Here is a 17771-nt window from a genome sequence, read left to right on the forward strand (position 1 = left end):
CGCGGTGAATGGTCCGTTCGGCCGTCGGCCGGTCTCTTCAAACTCACGACCCGCCGGCGAAAGATCGAGTGGCCCGGCCCGCCGGGCAAATCGCTGCTGCACAAGCAGCCTGTACAAGGCGCGATGTGCCGGCTCATCCCCGCGGGCTCGAGGTCGATTGCGGCCCCAACCGCATGCGCCGAAAAACTCATTTCGCGCGCCGGTTCAAACACATCGCCCTCGCCGGCCATTCGAGCAAGAAGATTTCTGTTTCTTTTTTCCAGAAATCGTGTTTTCCTCTCGTCCGTCCCGTCTCACAAGAGGGGCGCTTCGCGGTCGTCACGAACGTCGAGGCGGGATGCGGTGGGCGTGTCGATGTTGCAGCGTGGCTGAGCCGCGCCGACGAACGACGTTGATGCGCACGGTCAAGTCGCGTGGTCCTGGCATCCCGATGCTGATGTCCAGCGCAACGTGCGCAAGCACGTTGTGCGATACGGTGGCCAGAAAGCCCGGCGCACCGGGGAGATCGCGAAGCAGCCGTCAAAACCATCGCGCGGGGAATGCCGGGTGTTCTCGGCTGAACCTGTGGTGACTGCCGCCTGCTTTTTTTCTGCAGGCGGGCCATGGGTGCGGCCAGCGCCCGGCATTCCCCGCGCCCTCTAATTTGAGAGGGCGATCGATCAGCAAGCCTCGGACGCGACAGCGCGCCGCGAGACAGCGAAGCCATGTCCTTTGATCATGTCGACAACGTCAAGTTCGCCAAATCGGCCAGCACCGGACCGTCCATCGGCATGCCGCTCTGCAGGCCTCGCGTTCGGCGCAGGTGCGCCTCCGTGCACCGGAAAATCGCACGCGCCGACAATGTCAGCGCCTGGATCTCGGTGCCTGGTTCTTCGAAGGTCGGAGAATGGACCGAGGTTGGGTCACCGGCCGGATCGGCCGATGGTGGGCACGACAGGGATCGAACCTGTGACCCCTACCATGTCAAGGTAGTGCTCTCCCGCTGAGCTACGTGCCCTAGTCCAGAAGTCCGTTCGGGTGGGCGTCCCTATATCGGCTCCCACGCAGGCAGGCAAGGACGCAAAATGCCGAAATTGGGAATAATCCGCCAGTTCCGGACGTCCGTCCCCGGCGGCTCAGGCCGCCAGCATCTTGTTGACCTCGCTGACGAGCTCGCGGAGGTGCACCGGCTTGGACAGCACCTTGGCGTTCTTGGGCGCCTCCGAATCGGAGTTCAGCGCGACCGCGGCGAAGCCGGTGATGAACATGATCTTGATGTCCGGATCGAGCTCGGAGGCGCGGCGCGCCAGCTCGATGCCGTCCATCTCCGGCATCACGATGTCGGTGAGCAGCATCTCGAACGGCTCCTCGCGCAGCCGCTGGTAGGCCGACATGCCATTGTCGTGGGGCGAGACCTGGAACCCGGCATTTTCCAATGCCTTGACCAGGAAGCGGCGCATGTCGTTGTCGTCTTCGGCGAGCAGGATTTTGTGCATGGCGAGGGGTTGTCTGGTCCGGGTGAGAGGCGGAGCGTTGCCGCCACTAAGCCTGACGGGCGGTAAATTTCGGGTGAAAGATTGCGCCTTTTGATCCGACATCGGCAAGGCAATTTGAGGGCTGAAGGTGCGGTCTTCGACCGAAACAGCACGCCAGCTCAGAGTTGTTCCAAACGGCGGGTGAACTTTTTCATTGCTTTTCGCTTGGCAGAACGGCTCGGATTATCGAAGATGTGCGTTGGCAAGAGCAGTGCCTGCGTTGTCCAGCGCGAATCGGCCGGAGGATACCGGCGCATCAACGGACGTGACATCGACGCACGTGACCAAGGGGACGGCGCCCAGAGATGACGGACTTTGATGGCGAATTGCCGCCGTTCGAGATCATGGAGCCGACCGAATGGCGCGCGCCCATCATCTTCAATTCCCCTCACTCCGGATCGGCCTACCCCGACGATTTCCTCCAGGCCTCGCGCATTGATCTGCCGTCGCTCAGGCGCTCCGAAGATTCGTTCATGGACGAATTGATCGGCGACCTCCTGTCGCGCGGGTTTCCGGTGGTCCGGGTGCATTTCCCGCGCTGCTATGTCGACGTCAATCGCGAGCCCTATGAGCTCGATCCGCGGATGTTCACCGGGCGGCTGCCGAGCTTTGCCAACACCCGCTCGATGCGGGTGGCCGGCGGCCTCGGCACGATCCCGCGCGTGGTCGGCGACGGCCAGGAGATCTATCGCGACCGGCTGAGCGTCGACGAGGCGCTGCACCGCATCGAGACGCTGTACAAGCCGTATCACCGCGCGCTGCGCCGGCTGATCAACCGCGTGCACCAGCAGTTCGGCACGGTCGTCCTGGTCGACTGTCATTCGATGCCGTCGGTCGGCGTCTCGCGCGACGAGCCGCGCCGGCCCGACATGGTGATTGGCGACCGCTACGGCACGAGCTGCGCGTCGCTGCTGCCGGACCTGGTCGAGGACGTGCTCGGCCGGCTCGGCTATTCCGTCGGCCGCAACAAGCCCTATGCCGGCGGCTTCATCACCGAGCATTACGGCAATCCGGCCACGGGCTTGCATGCGATCCAGATCGAGCTCAATCGCGCGGTCTACATGGACGAGCGCCGCAGGGAGCGCGGACCGCGGTTCGCGCAGGTCGCTTCCGATCTCGCCGTGCTCGCCGAGGTGCTGGCGACGGTGCCGCTCGGCGACCTCGGGCCGTTCCAGGCGGCGGCGGAATAGAGCGGCTGCGCTTTCGGTACGAGGGATTTCGGCTGGTGGCGTCGGCACAAAAAAAAGGGCCGCTTGAATGACAAGCGGCCCAAGTCTAGGGAGGAAACGCCCAAGGAGGGCAGCGATAACGCGAAGCGCTACCGCACCGCAACAATATGCAATCGCGCTGCACAAAGCGCAAGGGTTTTTCCGCCCTTCTCCATGCAAAAAAACATAGGCCGGGTTGCGTTCAGCGCGACCCAGCCCTCTCCTTTTCATCATAGATGTCAATGGCTTGATTGGAGATTCCAAACGACCCGAGAGGGACCGCGGGTTTCGCTTTCACTTTCACATGAGAGGCCAGCGACGGATCAATCGCGCCCGGCCAGCGGGCCGGACACCAAACGGTATCCAAGATGCCACGCCAGCGTTCCATATCCGGATGCACGCCGGACCGCTTTGAGCTAGGCATAGCCGCTCATTGCCACCCGATTCCCTCACCCAAGGACGCGTTGTGACGGTCATCGATTTCTCCGCCTTCATCGGTCGTCTGGCGACCGCGTCGGGCGAAACCATCCTGCCGTTCTTCCGGACCTCGCTGCTGGTCGACAACAAGAGCAGCAGGCACGATTTCGATCCGGTGACGGAGGCCGACCGCGCCGCCGAGGCGGTGATGCGCCGCCTGATCAAGGCGAACTTTCCTCAGCACGGCATCGTCGGCGAGGAGTTCGGCAATGAGCGCGCGGACGCCGATTACGTCTGGGTGCTCGATCCGATCGACGGCACGAAGTCCTTCATCGCCGGTTTTCCGACCTGGGGCACGCTGATCGCGTTGCTGCACAAGGGCACGCCGGTGTTCGGCATGATGCACCAGCCTTTCATCGGCGAGCGCTTCGCCGGCGACAACGGCTCCGCCAACTACAAGAACGGCGGCGGCGAGCGCCGGCTCTCGGTCCGGCGCTGCGAGCGTCTCGCGGACGCGGTGTGCTATACGACGAGCCCATTGTTGATGAACGAGGCCGATCGCGCCACCTTTGGCCGGGTCGAGGCCGAGACCCGGCTGTCGCGCTATGGCGGCGACTGCTACTCCTATTGCATGCTGGCCGCCGGCCATCTCGATCTCGTCATCGAGACCGAGCTCAAGCCCTATGACATCGCCGCCCTGATCCCGATCATCAACGGCGCCGGCGGCATCGTCACCGATTGGGAAGGCGGCCCGGCGCAGAACGGCGGCCGGATCGTCGCCGCCGGCGACAAGCGCGTCCACGAAGCGGCGCTGAAGCGGCTGGCAGCGGGCTGAGCCCGCCTCCACCGGCCTGGCTCCTCCTCGAACTGAACGGAGACGTCCGGCCTGTCGCCGGACGTCTCATGCAGCGGCCCGGCGCAAATGCTCGACGAGCAGCTTCGCGGGACGCGGCAGCGCCTTGAAGCTGCGAGCGCAGATCACGAGCCGGCGATCGGCCCAGGCGTCGCGCAGCGCGACGAGGCTGATCGGCATCGACCGCGCGCAACGCCGCGCCGCCGCTTCCGGCACGACGGCAATGCCGATCCCGGCCGCCACCATCTGGCAGATCGCGTCGAAATCGCGCAGCCTGGCCCGCACGTGCTGGCGGATGCCGAGCCGCGCGGCGTGCCGGCCGATATGGACGTTGAGCGCCGTCCCCTGCGTGAGGCCGATGAAATCCTCCCCCGCGGTCTCGCTGAAGTCGATCTGCCGGCGGGCTGCGAACGGGCTGCGCCGCCCGGCGACCAGGATCAGCCGGTCCTCGCCGAAGGCGAAGCGCTCGATCGTCTCGGGCAACGCATGCTCCGCCGCAAAGCCGAGATCCGCTCTGCCGGACGCGATCGCCTCGGCGATCTCGGTGCTTTCGCGCTCCTCGACGTCGACGTTGATGTCGGGATGCTCGCGCAGGAAGGCGGCCAGCGCCTTGGGCAGATGCTCGGCGAGGCCGACCGTGTTGGCGAGCAGCTGCACATTGGCGCGGCGGCCGGACGCGAAGCCCGAAAGCTCGCCTTGCATGGCCTCGACATTGGCCATGATGATGCGGGCGTGATCGAGCAGGCTCTCGCCCGCCGCGGTCAGATCCACGCCACGCCGGCCGCGCTTGAACAGCTCGACGCCGAACGCGTCCTCCAGACCCTTGATCCGCGCGCTCGCCGAGGCCAACGCCAGATGCGCCCGGTCGGCGCCGCCGGTGATGCTGCGGGCCTCGGCCACGGCAATGAAAAGCCTGAGATCGACCAGATCGAAACGCATGGTCATCCTGCCTCAGTCCTGGACGAAGGCTTGCTCCGTAACCTCCACATTGTGCCGCCAGCGCGGTCTGGTCAATGTGACGACCATGATCGACCCCATCCTCATCTTCATCGCCCTCGCGCTCACCTTGGCCGGCTTCGTCAAGGGCGCGCTCGGCCTCGGCCTGCCGACCATCTCGGTCGGGCTGCTCGCGGTCGCCATGCCGCCCGGCCGGGCGCTCGCCATCGTCATCGTGCCGGCAGTGATCACCAACATCTGGCAGACCTTCGCCGGCCCTTATCTGCGCGATATCGCCAGGCGCCTCTGGCCGCTGATGCTGGGCACCGCGATCGGTATCTGCCTCAACGCCGGCGCGCTCAGCCATGCCTCGACGCGCTGGGGCAACGTCGCGCTCGGCGTGCTGCTGATGCTCTATGCCCTGCTCGGCCTCACCAAGTTCGCCTTCAAGGTCGCGCCCCCGCACGAGAAATGGGTCGGCGGCATCGTCGGCCTCGTCACCGGGCTGATCTCGGCCGCCACCGGCGTGCAGGTCGTGCCCTCGGTGCCGTACATGCAGGCGATCGGGCTCGAGAAGGACGAGCTGGTCCAGGCGCTAGGCGTGTTCTTCACGGTCGCCACCGTCACGTTGGCGTTCAACCTGACGAGCTCCGGCCTGCTCAGCACGGCCACCGCCCTGCCCGGCGCGGTCGCCATGGCCTGCGCCTTTCTCGGCATGTTCGCGGGCCAGGCGGCGCGATCCCGACTGCCGGCCGAGGCGTTCCGCCGTGTGTTCCTGATCGCCATGATCCTGCTCGGCCTGTATCTCGCCGGCACGGCGGTCGTCGAGTTGCTCTGGTAGGTCAGCGCGCCTCGAGCATCGCGATCCGGATGCCGAGATAGATCAGCAGCCCGCCGATCGCGCGGTTGAGCCAGAGCAGCGCGGCGGACGAGCCGCGCACGCGGCGCGCAGCCCGGGCCGCGACGACGGCGACGCCGAGGCACCAGATCGTGCTGTTGACGATGAAGATCGTGCCGAGCAGCAGGAAGGCGAGCGCCTTGTGCGGCGCATCGGCTGCGACGAATTGCGGCAGGAAGGCGAGAAAGAACATCGCAACCTTCGGATTGAGAATGTTGGTGAGCGCGCCCTGCCAGAACACCTGGCGGAGCGTCACCGCCGGCATCGACGTCACATCACTGGCCCTGGCGGCGTCCGGCCGCCGCGCCAGAAGCTGCGTGATGCCGAGATAGACCAGATAGGCCGCACCGGCCCATTTCACCGCCGCGAAGGCCGCGGCGGAGGCCGTGAGCAGCGCCGACAGCCCGATCGCGCTTCCGAACACGTGAACGAGGCACCCCGTGCTGATGCCGAAAGCGGCAGCGGCCCCGCCGCGCCAGCCGATCTGCGCGCTGCGGCCAACGATGTAGGCGGTGTCGGGACCCGGCGTGACGTTGAGCAGCAGCCCGGAGACGAGAAACAAAGGCAGATCGTGAATGCCGAGCATGATTGAACATTTCCTAACGATACCGGTCTAATCATCTACCTGGCCTCGGCATTGCTGTCTCGCACCGCAGAGGCCGGCGCGGGGCCGCATGGCAAAGGTGCCGCGATAGGGTCCGGAAAAGCGTTGGATTCGGCCGCCTCGGTCGTGGTATGCGCGAGGCGGGAGCACGATGTGATGGAAAGACGCCTCGCTGCCATCCTTTGCGCCGACGTCGCCGGCTATTCACGCATGATGGGAATCGACGAAGACGGCACGCACGCCGCCTTCAAGGCTCATCGCGGCGCCATCCACCCGATCATTCTCAATCACGCCGGCCGCATCGTCAAACACACCGGCGATGGCTTTTTGCTGGAATTCGCCAACGCCGCCAGCGCCATCCAGTTCGGGGTCGAGATGCAGTCCCTGATGGCGGAGCGCAACGCCGATCTGCCGGCCGACCGCAACATGCGCTTCCGGCTCGGAATTCATAAGGGTGAGTTCACGATCGACGACGGCGAGGCCTTCGGCGACGGCATCAATGTCGCCGTCAATCTCGAATCGATCGCCGTCCCGGGCGGTGTTGCTGTCTCGGCCAAGGCTTATGAGGAGGCCGGCCCGCAACTCCCCATCGAGCTGACCAGCGCCGGAAGCTTCCAGTTCAAGAACCTGCAGGAGCCGGTGCAGGCGTGGACATGGGAGCCCGGCAGCGAGGCGGCGATCCGGGCCGGGACGAGCGTCACCGGCCTGCCGCCACAATATCGCACGGCGATCGTCGGCGTGCTGCCATTCGTCAACCTCTCCGACGGCGCCGACGAGTATCTCGCCGACGGGCTCGCGGACGACCTGATCCATGCGCTGTCGCTGCAATCGTTCTTCCGTGTCCTGAGCCGCACCTCGACGTTTCGCTTCAGGGACCGCGGCCTCAATCCCCGCCTGGTCGCACGCGAGATCGATGCGACCTACCTGATTCAGGGAACGGTACGGCGCTCTGGTCACAAGCTCCGCGTGACGGCGGAACTGATCGCGCCCGAGACCGGCGCTCAATTGTGGACCGGTCGCTATGACGGCGACGTCGGTGATCTGTTCGCGATGCAGGACGAGATCACCACCAGCCTGTGCGCGGCGCTGATGCCGGAGATCTATCGTGTCGAAGCCTCGATTCCGGTCCGTGCGCCGGCGACCGACCCGACCGCCTGGGACCGCTTCCTGCGCGGTCTGTCGCACTACTACCGACCGACCAAGGCCGACTACGAGATCTCCATCTCGCTGTTTCGGCAAGCCATTGCGCTCGATCCCACGCTCGGCCTCGCGCACGCTTATCTCGCAACCATTCTGATGCAGGGCATCAATTTCGGCTGGATCAAGGGCTCGCGCGAGCTCTGGGACGAGGCGAAGAACCTGGCGCTGGACAGCGTGCGGCTCGACGCGCGCTCCTCCTTCGCCTATGCGATCCTGGCCTTCGTGCAGGCCATGCAGGGCGCCCATGAGGACGGCATGAAGGCGGCGCGCAAGGCGACCGAGCTCAATGCCTACGACATGGGGGCGCGCGGCGTGCTCGGGCTCTGCCATATGGTCAACGGCGAGCACCAGCAGGCCATCGATCTGTTCTCGATCGCGGCCCAGCGCGGCAACAGCGATCCGCGCTATCAATGGCCGGCGCTGAACGCCTACAGCCACTACCTGCTCGGCCGTTATGAGGCCGCGTTATCGTGGGCCCGCGAGGAGCTGTTTCTCTACCCGAACCATCTGCAGGCGCTGACGATCCGCGCGGCAACCCTGGCGCAACTTGGTGCGACGGACCAGGCGAGCGACGCCGTCGACGCGCTGCGCGCGCAATATCCCTGGCTCACGCTGGATCGCCACATCAAGAACATCCGGTGGAAACGCCGGGACGACATCGACCACTACCGCGACGGACTGATCAGGGCCGGGCTGACGTGAGCCAATCGGACCGCATGTCGCCGGCCCGCCACATGGCCTACACATTGCTTCCGCAAATTGATTGGATTCGACTGCTGTTGCCGTGGTATCGCCCTGAGTAGGAGCAAAGACGGAATGGAGAGACGGCTGGCCGCGATTGTCTGTGCCGATGTGGTCGGTTACTCGCGGATGATGGGCGCCGACGAGGCGGGAACCCATGCCGCGTTCAAGGCGCATCGCGGCGCCATCCACCCGATCATCCTCAATCACGGCGGCCGCATCGTGAAGTACACAGGGGACGGATTTCTCCTGGAATTTCCGAGCGTCGTCGGCGCCATCGCGGCCTCGGTCGAGGTGCAGAAGCTGATGGCCGAGCGCAATGCTCATTTGCCGGCCGACCGGGTGATGCAGTTTCGCCTCGGCCTCAACATGGGCGACGTCATCTTCGACGAGGACGAGGTATTCGGCGACGGCGTCAACACTGCTGTGCGACTTGAAGCCGCAGCACCGCCCGGCGGAATTGCCGTCTCCCACAAGGCCTACCAAGAAGCCAGCAAGCACCTCACGGTCACCTTCGTCGACCGCGGGCCGTTCCGCTTCAAGAACATCGAAGACACCATCAACGTCTGGACCTGGGATCCGTCCTCGCCGGAGAAGAGCCGCGAGCAGCGGTCCGCCACGACCCTGCCGGCGCAATACCGGACCGCGATCGTCGGTGTGCTGCCGTTCGCCAATCTCAGCGGCGAGACCGACGAATATTTCTCGGACGGCCTGGCGGAAGACCTCATCCACGCGCTGTCGCTGCAGTCCTTCTTCCGCGTGCTCAGCCGCAACTCCACCTTCGCCTTCAAGCATGCCGGCATGAGCGCCCGCCTGATCGCGCGCGAGATCGATGCGACCTATCTGATCCAGGGCTCGGTGCGGCGCTCCGGCGACAAGATCAGGGTGACCGCCGAGCTGGTCGCGCCGGAGAACGGCGAGCAGCTGTGGGCCGGCCGCTACGACCGCGACATCGGCGACCTGTTCGCCGTGCAGGACGACATTACCGCCAATCTGTGCACCGCGCTGATCCCCGAGATCTACCGTGCCGAGGCGGCGGTGCCGGTGCGGTCCAAGACCACCGACCTCACGGCGTGGGACCGCTTCCTGCGCGGGCTGTCGCACTACTACCAGCCGACCAAGGCCGACTACGAGAGTTCGATCGCGCTGTTCCGCGAGGCGATCAGGATCGACCCCGGTCTCGCCATCGCCCACACCTATCTCGGCACCATCCTGCTGCAGGGCATTCATTTCGGCTGGATCAGGAATTCGCGGGAGCTGTGGGACGAGGCAATGGCGCTCGCCGAGGCCGGCGTCCGGCTCGATTCCCGCTCGTCCTTCTCCTATTCGCTGCTGGCCTATGTCCACGCCATGCAGGGTCGGGTGGAAGCCGGGATGGAAGCGGCACGCAAGTCGCTGCAGCTCAATCCCTACGACATGGGTGCGCGCGGCGTGCTCGGCGTCTGCCATCTCGTCGCCGGCGAGCACCGCCAGGCGATCGAGCTGTTCTCGGTCGCGGCCCAGCGCGGCAACAGCGATCCGCGCTATCAATGGTCGGTGCTGAGCGCGTTCAGCCACTACATGCTCGGCCAGTACGACGCCTCGCTGTCCTGGGCGCGGGAGTCGCACTACCAGAACCCGAACCATCTGCAGTGCCTTGCCATCCGCGCCGCCGCGCTGGCGCAGCTCGGACGCTCGGTCGAAGCCGGCGAGGCCGTCGCGGCGCTTTTGAGCCAGCATCCGTGGATGACGATCGAGCGCCTCCTGAGCAACATCCGCTGGCGCAATCCGGCCGACATCGCGCATTATCGCGACGGCCTCACCAAGGCCGGCGTGCCGCTGACCAAGCTCACCCTGGTGGACACCAAGGCGAAATTCGCGGGCGAATAGCGCGATCGCGACTTGAGGTTGACACTTGGGCGGGTTACGCCAATCATTGACGATTGCATTGTAACGTTCAGATGGCGGGGCTCCGCCCGTTCCTCGGCGCAATTCGGCGCCGCCCTCGTTTGTTGGCGTGATTTCGTTTTCATCACTCAGGTGCTTTCCAAGGATGTTCTTCGATGCAAGAAGACAGCGCCCGCGTCCGTGACGCCCTGCCCGGACAGCTTCCGGTCTCGTCCGATAACCCGTGTCCCTTCCTGCGCGCGCTCGTCGCCGGCGGCTTCGTCGACGGCCACAGCGTCCCCTTGAAAACCATCGGCGACCGGGTCGAGGCGGCGAGCGGCGAGACCGGCTTCAAGAAACGGCTTGTCGGCATCGAGACCTTCGGCGTTGCCCTGATCGCGAACGGCCTGTCGCCGCTGCGGCTCCTGAAGAGCCTGTGGTCCGGCGCCGATCTCGACCAGTTGCGCAACGGTCCGCTCGACAAGCATGGCGGCGGATCGCGCATCCTCGACGCCGAGGCCAAGGTCCATCCCGAGGAGATCGACCGGTTCGCGAGCTTCGGCAGCGACTATCCCGATCCCAATGGCGGCACCGAGCGCGGCCTCAACGAGGCGCAGATCCAGACCTTCATGAAGGCCAATCTGACGCGCAACGGCGATCGGGCGCGCTGGTACTTCCCCATTCTGATGCAGGGCGAATGGCCAGTGCTGCTGAACATCCTCGGCAAGGGCGAGGGCGACGGCCGCTATCTGTCCGTTGCCGAGGTCCGCACGCTGTTCGTCGACCGCCGCCTGCCGCAGCGTATCGCCGCACGGCTGACAGCCAAGCCCAAGCCCGCGAACATCGTCTGGCGCATCGGCAAGGCACTCGTCGGCACGGCAGTGCTGGCCGGCGCCGCCGTGTTGCTCGCCTGGGTGGCCGCGCCCGACGCCGTCAGCGACAAGCTCGGCAAGGTTCTGCCGAAGAAGGCCGCGGCGTTCATTCCGCCCGCTTTGCCCGAGACCGAGCCGACCAGGGCGGCCTATTGGCTCGATCAGGGCTGGACCACGCAGGACCGGCACTGGTTTCACCACGTGACGCAGGGCACCGCGACCTTTCCGATTCCCTACGCCTGGTTCATGGCGATGGAGCAGCCTTATCTGACGCCGTTCGGCTCGCCCGGCCTGATCTCCGACAGCGCCTATCTCGAACGTTTCGGCTTCATCCCGAGCCCGAAGAGCGTCGACGGCGACCCCAACGCGCTCCGGCCGTTCGGCTACGCCGCCACGGCTGCCAAGACCGAGCCGGCAGCGCCGCTGCCGTCCGGCCTGAAGCCGACCCCGGCCGGCAACGAAGGCGGCCTGCCGGTCGGCTTTGCCCGGCTCACTGGCGCGACCGATCCTGCCACCGGCGCCGCGCAGTCCGACAAGATCGGCCTGACCTGCGCGGCCTGTCACGCCGGCAGCATCCACTACAAGGGCGTCAGCGTGCGCTTCGACGGCGGCCCCGGGATGGCCGACCTGCGCAAGCTGGAAGAAGCCATGGGCTTTGCGATGATCTTCACGCAATACGTGCCCGGCCGCTTCTCCCGCTTTGCCGATCGCGTGCTCGGGCCGAACGCCTCCGACGCCGATCGCGCGAGCCTGAAGAAGGGCCTGAAGGCCGCGATCGATTTCGCGCTCAACATGCAGGCCAACAACTACAAGACCACGATCGAGGCCAAGGGCCAGACCGAAACGGAGGAAGGCTTCGGCCGGCTCGACGCGCTGAACCGCATCGGCAACCAGGTGTTCTATCTCGACATGGCATCGAGCGGGCTGCCGAACATGCTCGGCAACCAGGAGGCCATCGACGCGCCGGTGTCCTATCCGCCGATCTGGACCGTGCCGTGGTTCTCCTGGGCGCAATATGACGGCTCGATCGCACAGCCCCTGATCCGCAATGCCGGCGAGGCGCTCGGCGTCTCCGCACAGATCAACTTCTCGCCGGAGACCGCGAGCGACAGGCTGTGGCGGTCGTCGATGGCGATCGACAACCTGCTCTACATCGAGAACATGCTGCGCGGTCCCGATCCGTTCGCGACGACGACGCCCGCGTTCGGCGGGCTGACCTCGCCGAAATGGCCGGAGAAGCTGTTCGCCGGCGACGACGCCTGGAAGATCGATCCGGCACGCGTTGAACGCGGCCGGAAGCTCTATGCCGCTGTTTGCGTCGAGTGCCATCTCGGGCCGGTCGCCGACCCCGTGTTCGACAAGACCTATCCGGACAAGAGCTTCTGGAAGATCAAGCCCGCCGAGGATTGGGAGAGCAAGGGCTGGAATGCCAAGGGTCCGATCCTCGACCTCGTGCAGAAGCCGGTCGACGCGATGCAGACCGACTCCGGACAGGCGAGCATTCTCGCCAACCGCAAGGTCAAGGTGGCAGGATTCCTCGAGGTCGATCCGGCCAAGGATCTGAAGGGCTGCAACCTGCCGCAGGGCTCGACCACGGAGATGCCCTATGCGCTGGCGCTGATGGCCGTCGTGCAGAAGGCCAGCGACAAGTGGATGGAGGACCGCAATCTCGGTGAGGCCGAGCGCGCCGCGCTGTGGGGCGACCGCAAGAACTGTCCCAACCCGGCCGGCAAGTCCTATCGCGCCCGCCCGCTCAACGGCGTCTGGTCGACTGCGCCCTATCTGCACAACGGCTCAGTACCGTCGCTGTACTGGCTGCTGACGCCGGCCGCCGAGCGGCCGACCTCGTTCTGCCAGGGCGCGCGCGACTATGACCCGAAGCCGGTCGGCTTCGCCGTGCCGAGGGGCGGCGAGAGCGCGTGCAAGGTCGGACAGACGCTGTTCATGACCAAGGATTCCAGCGGCAAGCCGATCAAGGGCAACAGCACGCTCGGTCATTCCTTCGAAGGTCCGACGAAGCCCAACAAGGACTATCCGAACGGCATCATTGGCGGTGCGTTCTCGGAGGACGAGCGCTGGGACCTCATCGAATATCTGAAGACGCTGTGAGGATGTGAGGCTGCGCACCTTCGTCACGACGAAGCCACGGGCCTCGTGGGACTGATCTCTTGCGGCGAGAGCGGTCCCTCCCCTCCCGGTTGCGGGCAGGGGTTGGGACGGAGGTCCATGAGCTCCGGTCCCTACAACTCACTGAGCGCGACAGCGACGTCCGTGCGCCGACCCGGGACCCATACTCCCGGGCGGCGATGGGGCGCAGGCTGGCGCCATAGCGTGCCTTACGCGGGCAGAGGTGGATGGAGCGAGCTACGTTCTTCTGCCCGATCAGAACATCGCGGGCGGGCTGACATTCACTCCGTGCTGGACCAGCACGAGAGAAGCGACCACGCCCGTCAACGAGAACATGGTCACCAAACCGAATCCGGAATTGAGCGCATGGGGACCAACCAGCTTCCGGGCAATCATCATAATCATCAATGCCTCCTCCTGAATGTCGTTAGTGGACGTCACTAGAGGGACGGTGCGTTACCGGGGCGTTTCCAAACTTGGAGAGATCGGCGCGTGGTGAATGCATCCTTGAATGCACAGCAAGCCCGGCATGAAGCCCGCTTAACACTGATGGCCGATCTGGATCTGCATCGAGGTGAGGAGAGCGCCGGCGCTCGAAAAAGTTGAATCTTCCTAACGGCTCGCGCTGAACGGATCACGATGTCGACGACAAGGGTGGACCGCTACACGCGTGGGGCACGATGGTTGTGTCGCCAGAGCGATCTCGTGTACGCGCGGCGAGAGAACGAGATTCGGTGTTTCCCAGCGAAAGTATATCGACACCTCGAATGACGTGGCCGTAGCCGCCAGGCCATATCCCGTCATCCGGTTGATGACGTCCGGCTCGGGACATATCGCGTCGAAGACGTTCGCGGTCGGCGTCCTGACTCGATCCTATCTCGCCTCATTCATCGCCGTCGCTGCGAGCAGCGCCGCCTCGATCGTGTCCCGGGTCTTGTCGAGATGCGCAGTCATGAGCGTCACCGCGCGCTCGGTGTCGCGCGCCAGCACCGCCTCCATCAGTTCGCGATGCTCGCGCGCGGCATCGCGGTTACCACGATCGGTCTTGCGGGCGAGATCGAGATAGCGCTCGTTATGCGCAAACAGGAGATCACGCACCCGCATCATCCAGGCGCTGCCGCAGGCCTGGGCCAACGCGGCATGGAAATCGGCATGCGCCAGCATCCAGGCCGGCGAGAAGCTGCCGTCATGGGCCGCGATCGGCGTCGCGGCCAGACGGTGATGCGCGGCAACGACCGTGGTCTCCCAGGCGAGATCACCGTTGGCGATGGCGTGGCGCAGGCACTTGGTCTCGATCTCGACGCGCATGTCGGTCAGGTCGCGCAGATCGGCCACCGAGACCGGCGCCACACGGAAGCCGCGCTGCGGCGTCGCCGTCACCAGCCCTTCCGCCGTGAGCCGCGCCAACGCCTCGCGGATCGCCCCGGTGCTGACCGAGAAGGCTGATCCGAGCTCGCTGATCTTCAGCTTCTCCTCCGGACGATAGAGGCCGGCGAGCAGGCTGGCACGCAACTGCTCGTAGACGGTCTGGGTGGCGCTGCCGGACATCGACTCACTTTCGCGGGACAATCAATTCACACTAGCAGAGCCTAAAAGTATATTTTCATCAAAAAATATATTTTAATTGCACAGCCTCCGCCATCCCCCTATGCTCAACGCCAAAACGCCGCCGGCAGCGCGGCCCATCAGGGAGGTATCCATGCGAAGCGCCATCGCAGCGGCAGGATTGTTCGTCGTCGCGTCCGTCCTCGCCGTCCCCGCTCGGGCGGAGGATCAGCCGGGCATCACCGCCAGCGAGATCCGCATTGGACAGACCATGCCCTATAGCGGGCCGGTGTCCGCCTTCGGCATCCTCGGCAAAGGCGAGGTGGCCTATTTCAAGATGGTCAACGACCGCGGCGGCATCAACGGCCGGAAGGTCAACCTGATCTCGCTGGACGACAGCTACGTGCCGCCCAAGACCGTGGAGCAGACGCGACGGCTGGTCGAGAGCGACGAGGTGTCGTTCATCTTCTCGACCATGGGCACCGCGCACAACACCGCGATCGCCAGGTACCTACAGGGCAAGAAGGTGCCGCAGCTGTTCGTCGCCTCGGGCGCCTCGAAGTTCGGCGACCCCGCGCAGTTTCCGCAGGCCGTGATGGGCGTGATGGCGCCGTTCCGCAACGAGGCGCGGATGTATGCGCGCTACGCGCTGCAGCAGAAGCCGGGTGCGACGTTTGCGATCCTGGCGCAGAACGACGATTTCGGCCGCGACTATCTCGCCGGGCTGAAGGACGTGCTCGGCGAGCGCTTCGACACGGCCGTGACCGTCGCGAGCTACGAGGCCACTGAACCGACCATCGACTCGCAGATCGTGAAATTGAAATCCAGCGGCCCCGACGCGCTGATCATTGCCGCGACGCCGAAATTCGCCGCACAGGCGATCCGCAAGACCTTCGAGATCAACTGGCGGCCGATGACCTTCCTGACCAACGTGTCGGTGTGGATGTCCTCGGTGATGGAGCCGGCGGGCCTCGAGGCCGGCAAAGGCATCATCTCGACCGCCTATGTGAAGGATCCGCTGGATCCGGCCTGGGCCGACGATCCCGGCGTCAAGGGCTGGCGCGACTACATGGCGAAATACGTGCCCGACGGCGACATCCGCGATTCCAACTACGTCAACGGCTACAACAACGGCATGGTGCTGGAGCACGTGCTGAAGGCGGCCGGCAACGATCTGTCGCGCGAGAACATTTTGCGGCAGGCGCTGTCGATCAAGGATCTCGAGCTGCCGATGCTGCTGCCGGGCATCAAGGTCAGCACCAGCGACAGCGACCATCTGCCGGTCGAGCAGGTGCAGTTCATGCGCTTCACCGGCAAGCAGTGGGAGCGGTTCGGCGAGGTGCTGTCGACCAAGTAGCGGCGGCTGCCCTGTTGGACTTTCGGCGGCGAAGGCGTAGACCTCTGCCGTCGTCCACAGGAGAGCCGCGGCGCCGATGTCCGAGACTGAACCGCTCACGCTGAAATTCCGCTGTCCGAAGGAGCTCGAACGCCTCATTCCGCAACCGGTGCCGGCGCCGATGGGCGTTCCCGACTGGGTCAAGACGATGCCGGCCACCGCGTTCAGCGCGCTCAACCAGGCCGAGGAGCAGACCGTCAAGCGCTGCCCGCCCTTCATCGACGCGATGACGACGGGCTTCCTCATTCCGCTGATCTGCGACCTCAAGGTCGAGGATAGCGGGATCAGTTGGGACAACGAGCTGCCGCCGGGCGGCGCGATCGATTTTCCGCGCTCGCCGATCAGCTTCCACGACGTCGCGCAGGTCACGGGCTCGCCGCTGTTCGAGACCGACCGCTTCCTGCTCAAGTTTCACAATCTCTGGACGATCGAGGCGCCGGAGGGCTGGGCATTGCTGTTCACACATCCCGTCAACCGCTTCGACCTGCCCTTCACCACCGTGACCGGACTGGTCGACAGCGACCGCTTTCACGACTCGTTCGTGCACTTCCCGGCGCACTGGCATGACACGGCATTTCGCGGCGTGATCCCGAGGGGTACGCCGGTCGCGCAATGCATTCCGGTGAAGCGGCAGACGTGGGCGATGCAGACCTCGGCCTTCACTGAAGAGGAAATCGCCGAGATCCACGAGGTGCGCGATGCGCTGAAGCGCGAGACCGGCGTCTATCGCAAGCGGTTCAGGGCTTAGCTGTCGCAGCGCCGTCGATCTGCAGGAATCTGGCGGCATCGCTCGGACGGAAGAAGAAGCGGCCGTGCGAGGTGACCGCGAGCGTGTAGGCCGCGCGCGTCAGCAGATGCGGCCGGCCACGCACCACCGTGCGCAGCGCCGCCTGAGCGCCATCGCGATCCCCCATCTCGGCGAGGCACATCGCGAGATTGGCGCGGGTCTGGGTGTCGTCGGGCCGCAGGCCTAGCGCATGGCGGTAGGTACCGGCGGCCTCGGGATAGTCGCCGTCGAGGAACTGCACCCAGGCGAGCTCGATCAGGATGTCGGGCCGCCCCGGCGCCGCCTCGCGCGCTGCCAGCAGGTGCGTGCGGGCACGGACGCGGTCATTGGCCTGGAGACGGAGGCGTCCGAGATCGAGCTGGAGGTCGACGCTGTCGGGTGACAGCGTCAGGGCCTCCTCGATCACGGCGATGGCTTCACCGAGCTGTCCCGACTTTGCAAGCCGCCCCGCCAGCTCCTGGAACGCCGGCAGAAAAGGCGGCCGCCGCGCCGCGGTCTTGCGCAGCTGCGCGATGCCATCGGCGGCACGTCTGGATTCGCACAAGGCGGCGCCGAGCAGCGTCTCGAGCTCCGGATCGCTGCCGCGGAGCGTCGCCTTCTCCAGCGGCGCAATCGCCTCGCTCGCGCGCTGCTGGCCGAGCAGCGCATGGGCGTGGACGAGCAGCGCGGCGCGATCAGTCCTGGCTGTGCGCAGGATCGAGGCGGCGATCTGCTCGGCGCGCGCGAACTGCCGCGCGCGCAGCGCGTGGATCGCTTCCTGCAGCGCCTGCGCCTGCTGATTTTTCCGCCGTTCACTCACGTCTGCAG

15 protein-coding genes and 1 tRNA gene are annotated in these 17771 nt (G+C 65.6%); 9 read left to right on the forward strand and 7 right to left on the reverse strand.

Annotated features, from left to right (window positions below; genetic code table 11):
* Positions 1–8: 8 nt before the first annotated feature.
* Positions 9–395, forward strand: a complete 387-nt coding sequence (locus tag QX135_RS13440) for a hypothetical protein (protein ID WP_315795961.1) — start codon at positions 9–11, stop codon at positions 393–395.
* Positions 396–922: 527 nt separating this feature from the next.
* Here QX135_RS13440 and QX135_RS13445 read toward each other — a convergent pair.
* Both QX135_RS13445 and cpdR read right to left on the reverse strand, forming a co-directional pair.
* A tRNA-Val gene (locus tag QX135_RS13445) sits at positions 923–997 on the reverse strand.
* 118 nt (positions 998–1115) lie between these two features.
* Complete coding sequence (gene cpdR / locus QX135_RS13450; RefSeq protein ID WP_006610087.1) at positions 1116–1475, reverse strand: cell cycle two-component system response regulator CpdR; 360 nt, start codon at positions 1473–1475, stop codon at positions 1116–1118.
* A 344-nt stretch (positions 1476–1819) separates the two neighbouring features.
* On the opposite strand from cpdR, the gene QX135_RS13455 reads away from it, so the two are divergent.
* Both QX135_RS13455 and hisN read left to right on the forward strand, forming a co-directional pair.
* Positions 1820–2704 (forward strand): N-formylglutamate amidohydrolase, encoded by an 885-nt coding sequence (locus QX135_RS13455; RefSeq protein ID WP_315736485.1) that lies wholly within the window; start codon positions 1820–1822, stop codon positions 2702–2704.
* Between the two features lie 484 nt (positions 2705–3188).
* Positions 3189–3974, forward strand: coding sequence for a histidinol-phosphatase (hisN, locus tag QX135_RS13460; RefSeq protein WP_315736484.1), 786 nt, complete (start codon positions 3189–3191; stop codon positions 3972–3974).
* Between the two features lie 66 nt (positions 3975–4040).
* Here hisN and QX135_RS13465 read toward each other — a convergent pair whose 3' ends face one another.
* The gene (locus tag QX135_RS13465) at positions 4041–4931 is read right to left on the reverse strand and encodes a LysR substrate-binding domain-containing protein (RefSeq protein ID WP_315737053.1); all 891 of its coding nucleotides are present in this window, start codon (positions 4929–4931) and stop codon (positions 4041–4043) included.
* An 85-nt stretch (positions 4932–5016) separates the two neighbouring features.
* Between QX135_RS13465 and QX135_RS13470 the strand changes: the two genes are divergently transcribed.
* Positions 5017–5769 carry a sulfite exporter TauE/SafE family protein gene (locus QX135_RS13470; protein ID WP_316182454.1) on the forward strand — a complete coding sequence of 251 codons (753 nt, stop codon included), beginning with the start codon at positions 5017–5019 and terminating at the stop codon, positions 5767–5769.
* 1 nt (position 5770) lies between these two features.
* On the opposite strand, the gene QX135_RS13475 is transcribed toward QX135_RS13470, so the two are convergent.
* The gene (locus QX135_RS13475) at positions 5771–6412 is read right to left on the reverse strand and encodes a LysE family translocator (protein WP_316182456.1); all 642 of its coding nucleotides are present in this window, start codon (positions 6410–6412) and stop codon (positions 5771–5773) included.
* Positions 6413–6586: 174 nt separating this feature from the next.
* On the opposite strand from QX135_RS13475, the gene QX135_RS13480 reads away from it, so the two are divergent.
* The 3 genes from QX135_RS13480 (at position 6587) to QX135_RS13490 (ending at position 13218) form a co-directional block, all read left to right on the forward strand.
* Positions 6587–8332: an adenylate/guanylate cyclase domain-containing protein gene (locus QX135_RS13480; protein ID WP_315777898.1), complete on the forward strand. Its 1746-nt coding sequence runs from the start codon at positions 6587–6589 to the stop codon at positions 8330–8332.
* Between the two features lie 114 nt (positions 8333–8446).
* On the forward strand, positions 8447–10240 hold the full coding sequence (locus QX135_RS13485) for an adenylate/guanylate cyclase domain-containing protein (protein ID WP_315777897.1): 1794 nt from the start codon (positions 8447–8449) through the stop codon (positions 10238–10240).
* A gap of 173 nt (positions 10241–10413) precedes the next feature.
* On the forward strand, positions 10414–13218 hold the full coding sequence (locus QX135_RS13490; protein ID WP_316182459.1) for a di-heme-cytochrome C peroxidase: 2805 nt from the start codon (positions 10414–10416) through the stop codon (positions 13216–13218).
* A gap of 273 nt (positions 13219–13491) precedes the next feature.
* Here QX135_RS13490 and QX135_RS13495 read toward each other — a convergent pair whose 3' ends face one another.
* Both QX135_RS13495 and QX135_RS13500 read right to left on the reverse strand, forming a co-directional pair.
* A complete protein-coding gene (locus QX135_RS13495) occupies positions 13492–13641 on the reverse strand; it encodes a hypothetical protein (RefSeq protein ID WP_315759439.1) in 150 nt (49 codons plus the stop codon).
* Between the two features lie 468 nt (positions 13642–14109).
* Positions 14110–14784, reverse strand: coding sequence for a GntR family transcriptional regulator (locus QX135_RS13500; protein ID WP_315777895.1), 675 nt, complete (start codon positions 14782–14784; stop codon positions 14110–14112).
* 151 nt (positions 14785–14935) lie between these two features.
* Here QX135_RS13500 and QX135_RS13505 point away from each other — a divergent pair, with 151 nt between their 5' ends.
* Positions 14936–16138, forward strand: a complete 1203-nt coding sequence (locus QX135_RS13505; protein WP_316182461.1) for an ABC transporter substrate-binding protein — start codon at positions 14936–14938, stop codon at positions 16136–16138.
* A 76-nt stretch (positions 16139–16214) separates the two neighbouring features.
* A complete protein-coding gene (locus tag QX135_RS13510) occupies positions 16215–16925 on the forward strand; it encodes a hypothetical protein (RefSeq protein WP_315777893.1) in 711 nt (236 codons plus the stop codon).
* On the opposite strand, the gene QX135_RS13515 is transcribed toward QX135_RS13510, so the two are convergent.
* A complete protein-coding gene (locus tag QX135_RS13515; RefSeq protein WP_316182463.1) occupies positions 16915–17763 on the reverse strand; it encodes a tetratricopeptide repeat protein in 849 nt (282 codons plus the stop codon). The two genes, QX135_RS13510 and QX135_RS13515, sit on opposite strands and share 11 nt — an antisense overlap.
* Positions 17764–17771 lie beyond the last annotated feature (8 nt).

This window comes from Bradyrhizobium sp. SZCCHNR1098 (assembly GCF_032489375.1).
GTDB lineage: Bacteria > Pseudomonadota > Alphaproteobacteria > Rhizobiales > Xanthobacteraceae > Bradyrhizobium.

Excerpts from the sequence above, each read along its gene's own strand:
- QX135_RS13440 (WP_315795961.1), top strand. The coding sequence starts at position 9 with ATGGTCCGTTCGGCCGTCGGCCGGTCTCTTCAAACTCACGACCCGCCG.
- cpdR (WP_006610087.1), bottom strand. The coding sequence starts at position 1,475 with ATGCACAAAATCCTGCTCGCCGAAGACGACAACGACATGCGCCGCTTC.
- QX135_RS13455 (WP_315736485.1), top strand. The coding sequence starts at position 1,820 with ATGACGGACTTTGATGGCGAATTGCCGCCGTTCGAGATCATGGAGCCG.
- QX135_RS13465 (WP_315737053.1), bottom strand. The coding sequence starts at position 4,931 with ATGCGTTTCGATCTGGTCGATCTCAGGCTTTTCATTGCCGTGGCCGAG.
- QX135_RS13470 (WP_316182454.1), top strand. The coding sequence starts at position 5,017 with ATGATCGACCCCATCCTCATCTTCATCGCCCTCGCGCTCACCTTGGCC.
- QX135_RS13475 (WP_316182456.1), bottom strand. The coding sequence starts at position 6,412 with ATGCTCGGCATTCACGATCTGCCTTTGTTTCTCGTCTCCGGGCTGCTG.
- QX135_RS13480 (WP_315777898.1), top strand. The coding sequence starts at position 6,587 with ATGGAAAGACGCCTCGCTGCCATCCTTTGCGCCGACGTCGCCGGCTAT.
- QX135_RS13485 (WP_315777897.1), top strand. The coding sequence starts at position 8,447 with ATGGAGAGACGGCTGGCCGCGATTGTCTGTGCCGATGTGGTCGGTTAC.
- QX135_RS13490 (WP_316182459.1), top strand. The coding sequence starts at position 10,414 with ATGCAAGAAGACAGCGCCCGCGTCCGTGACGCCCTGCCCGGACAGCTT.
- QX135_RS13495 (WP_315759439.1), bottom strand. The coding sequence starts at position 13,641 with ATGATTATGATGATTGCCCGGAAGCTGGTTGGTCCCCATGCGCTCAAT.
- QX135_RS13500 (WP_315777895.1), bottom strand. The coding sequence starts at position 14,784 with ATGTCCGGCAGCGCCACCCAGACCGTCTACGAGCAGTTGCGTGCCAGC.
- QX135_RS13505 (WP_316182461.1), top strand. The coding sequence starts at position 14,936 with ATGCGAAGCGCCATCGCAGCGGCAGGATTGTTCGTCGTCGCGTCCGTC.
- QX135_RS13510 (WP_315777893.1), top strand. The coding sequence starts at position 16,215 with ATGTCCGAGACTGAACCGCTCACGCTGAAATTCCGCTGTCCGAAGGAG.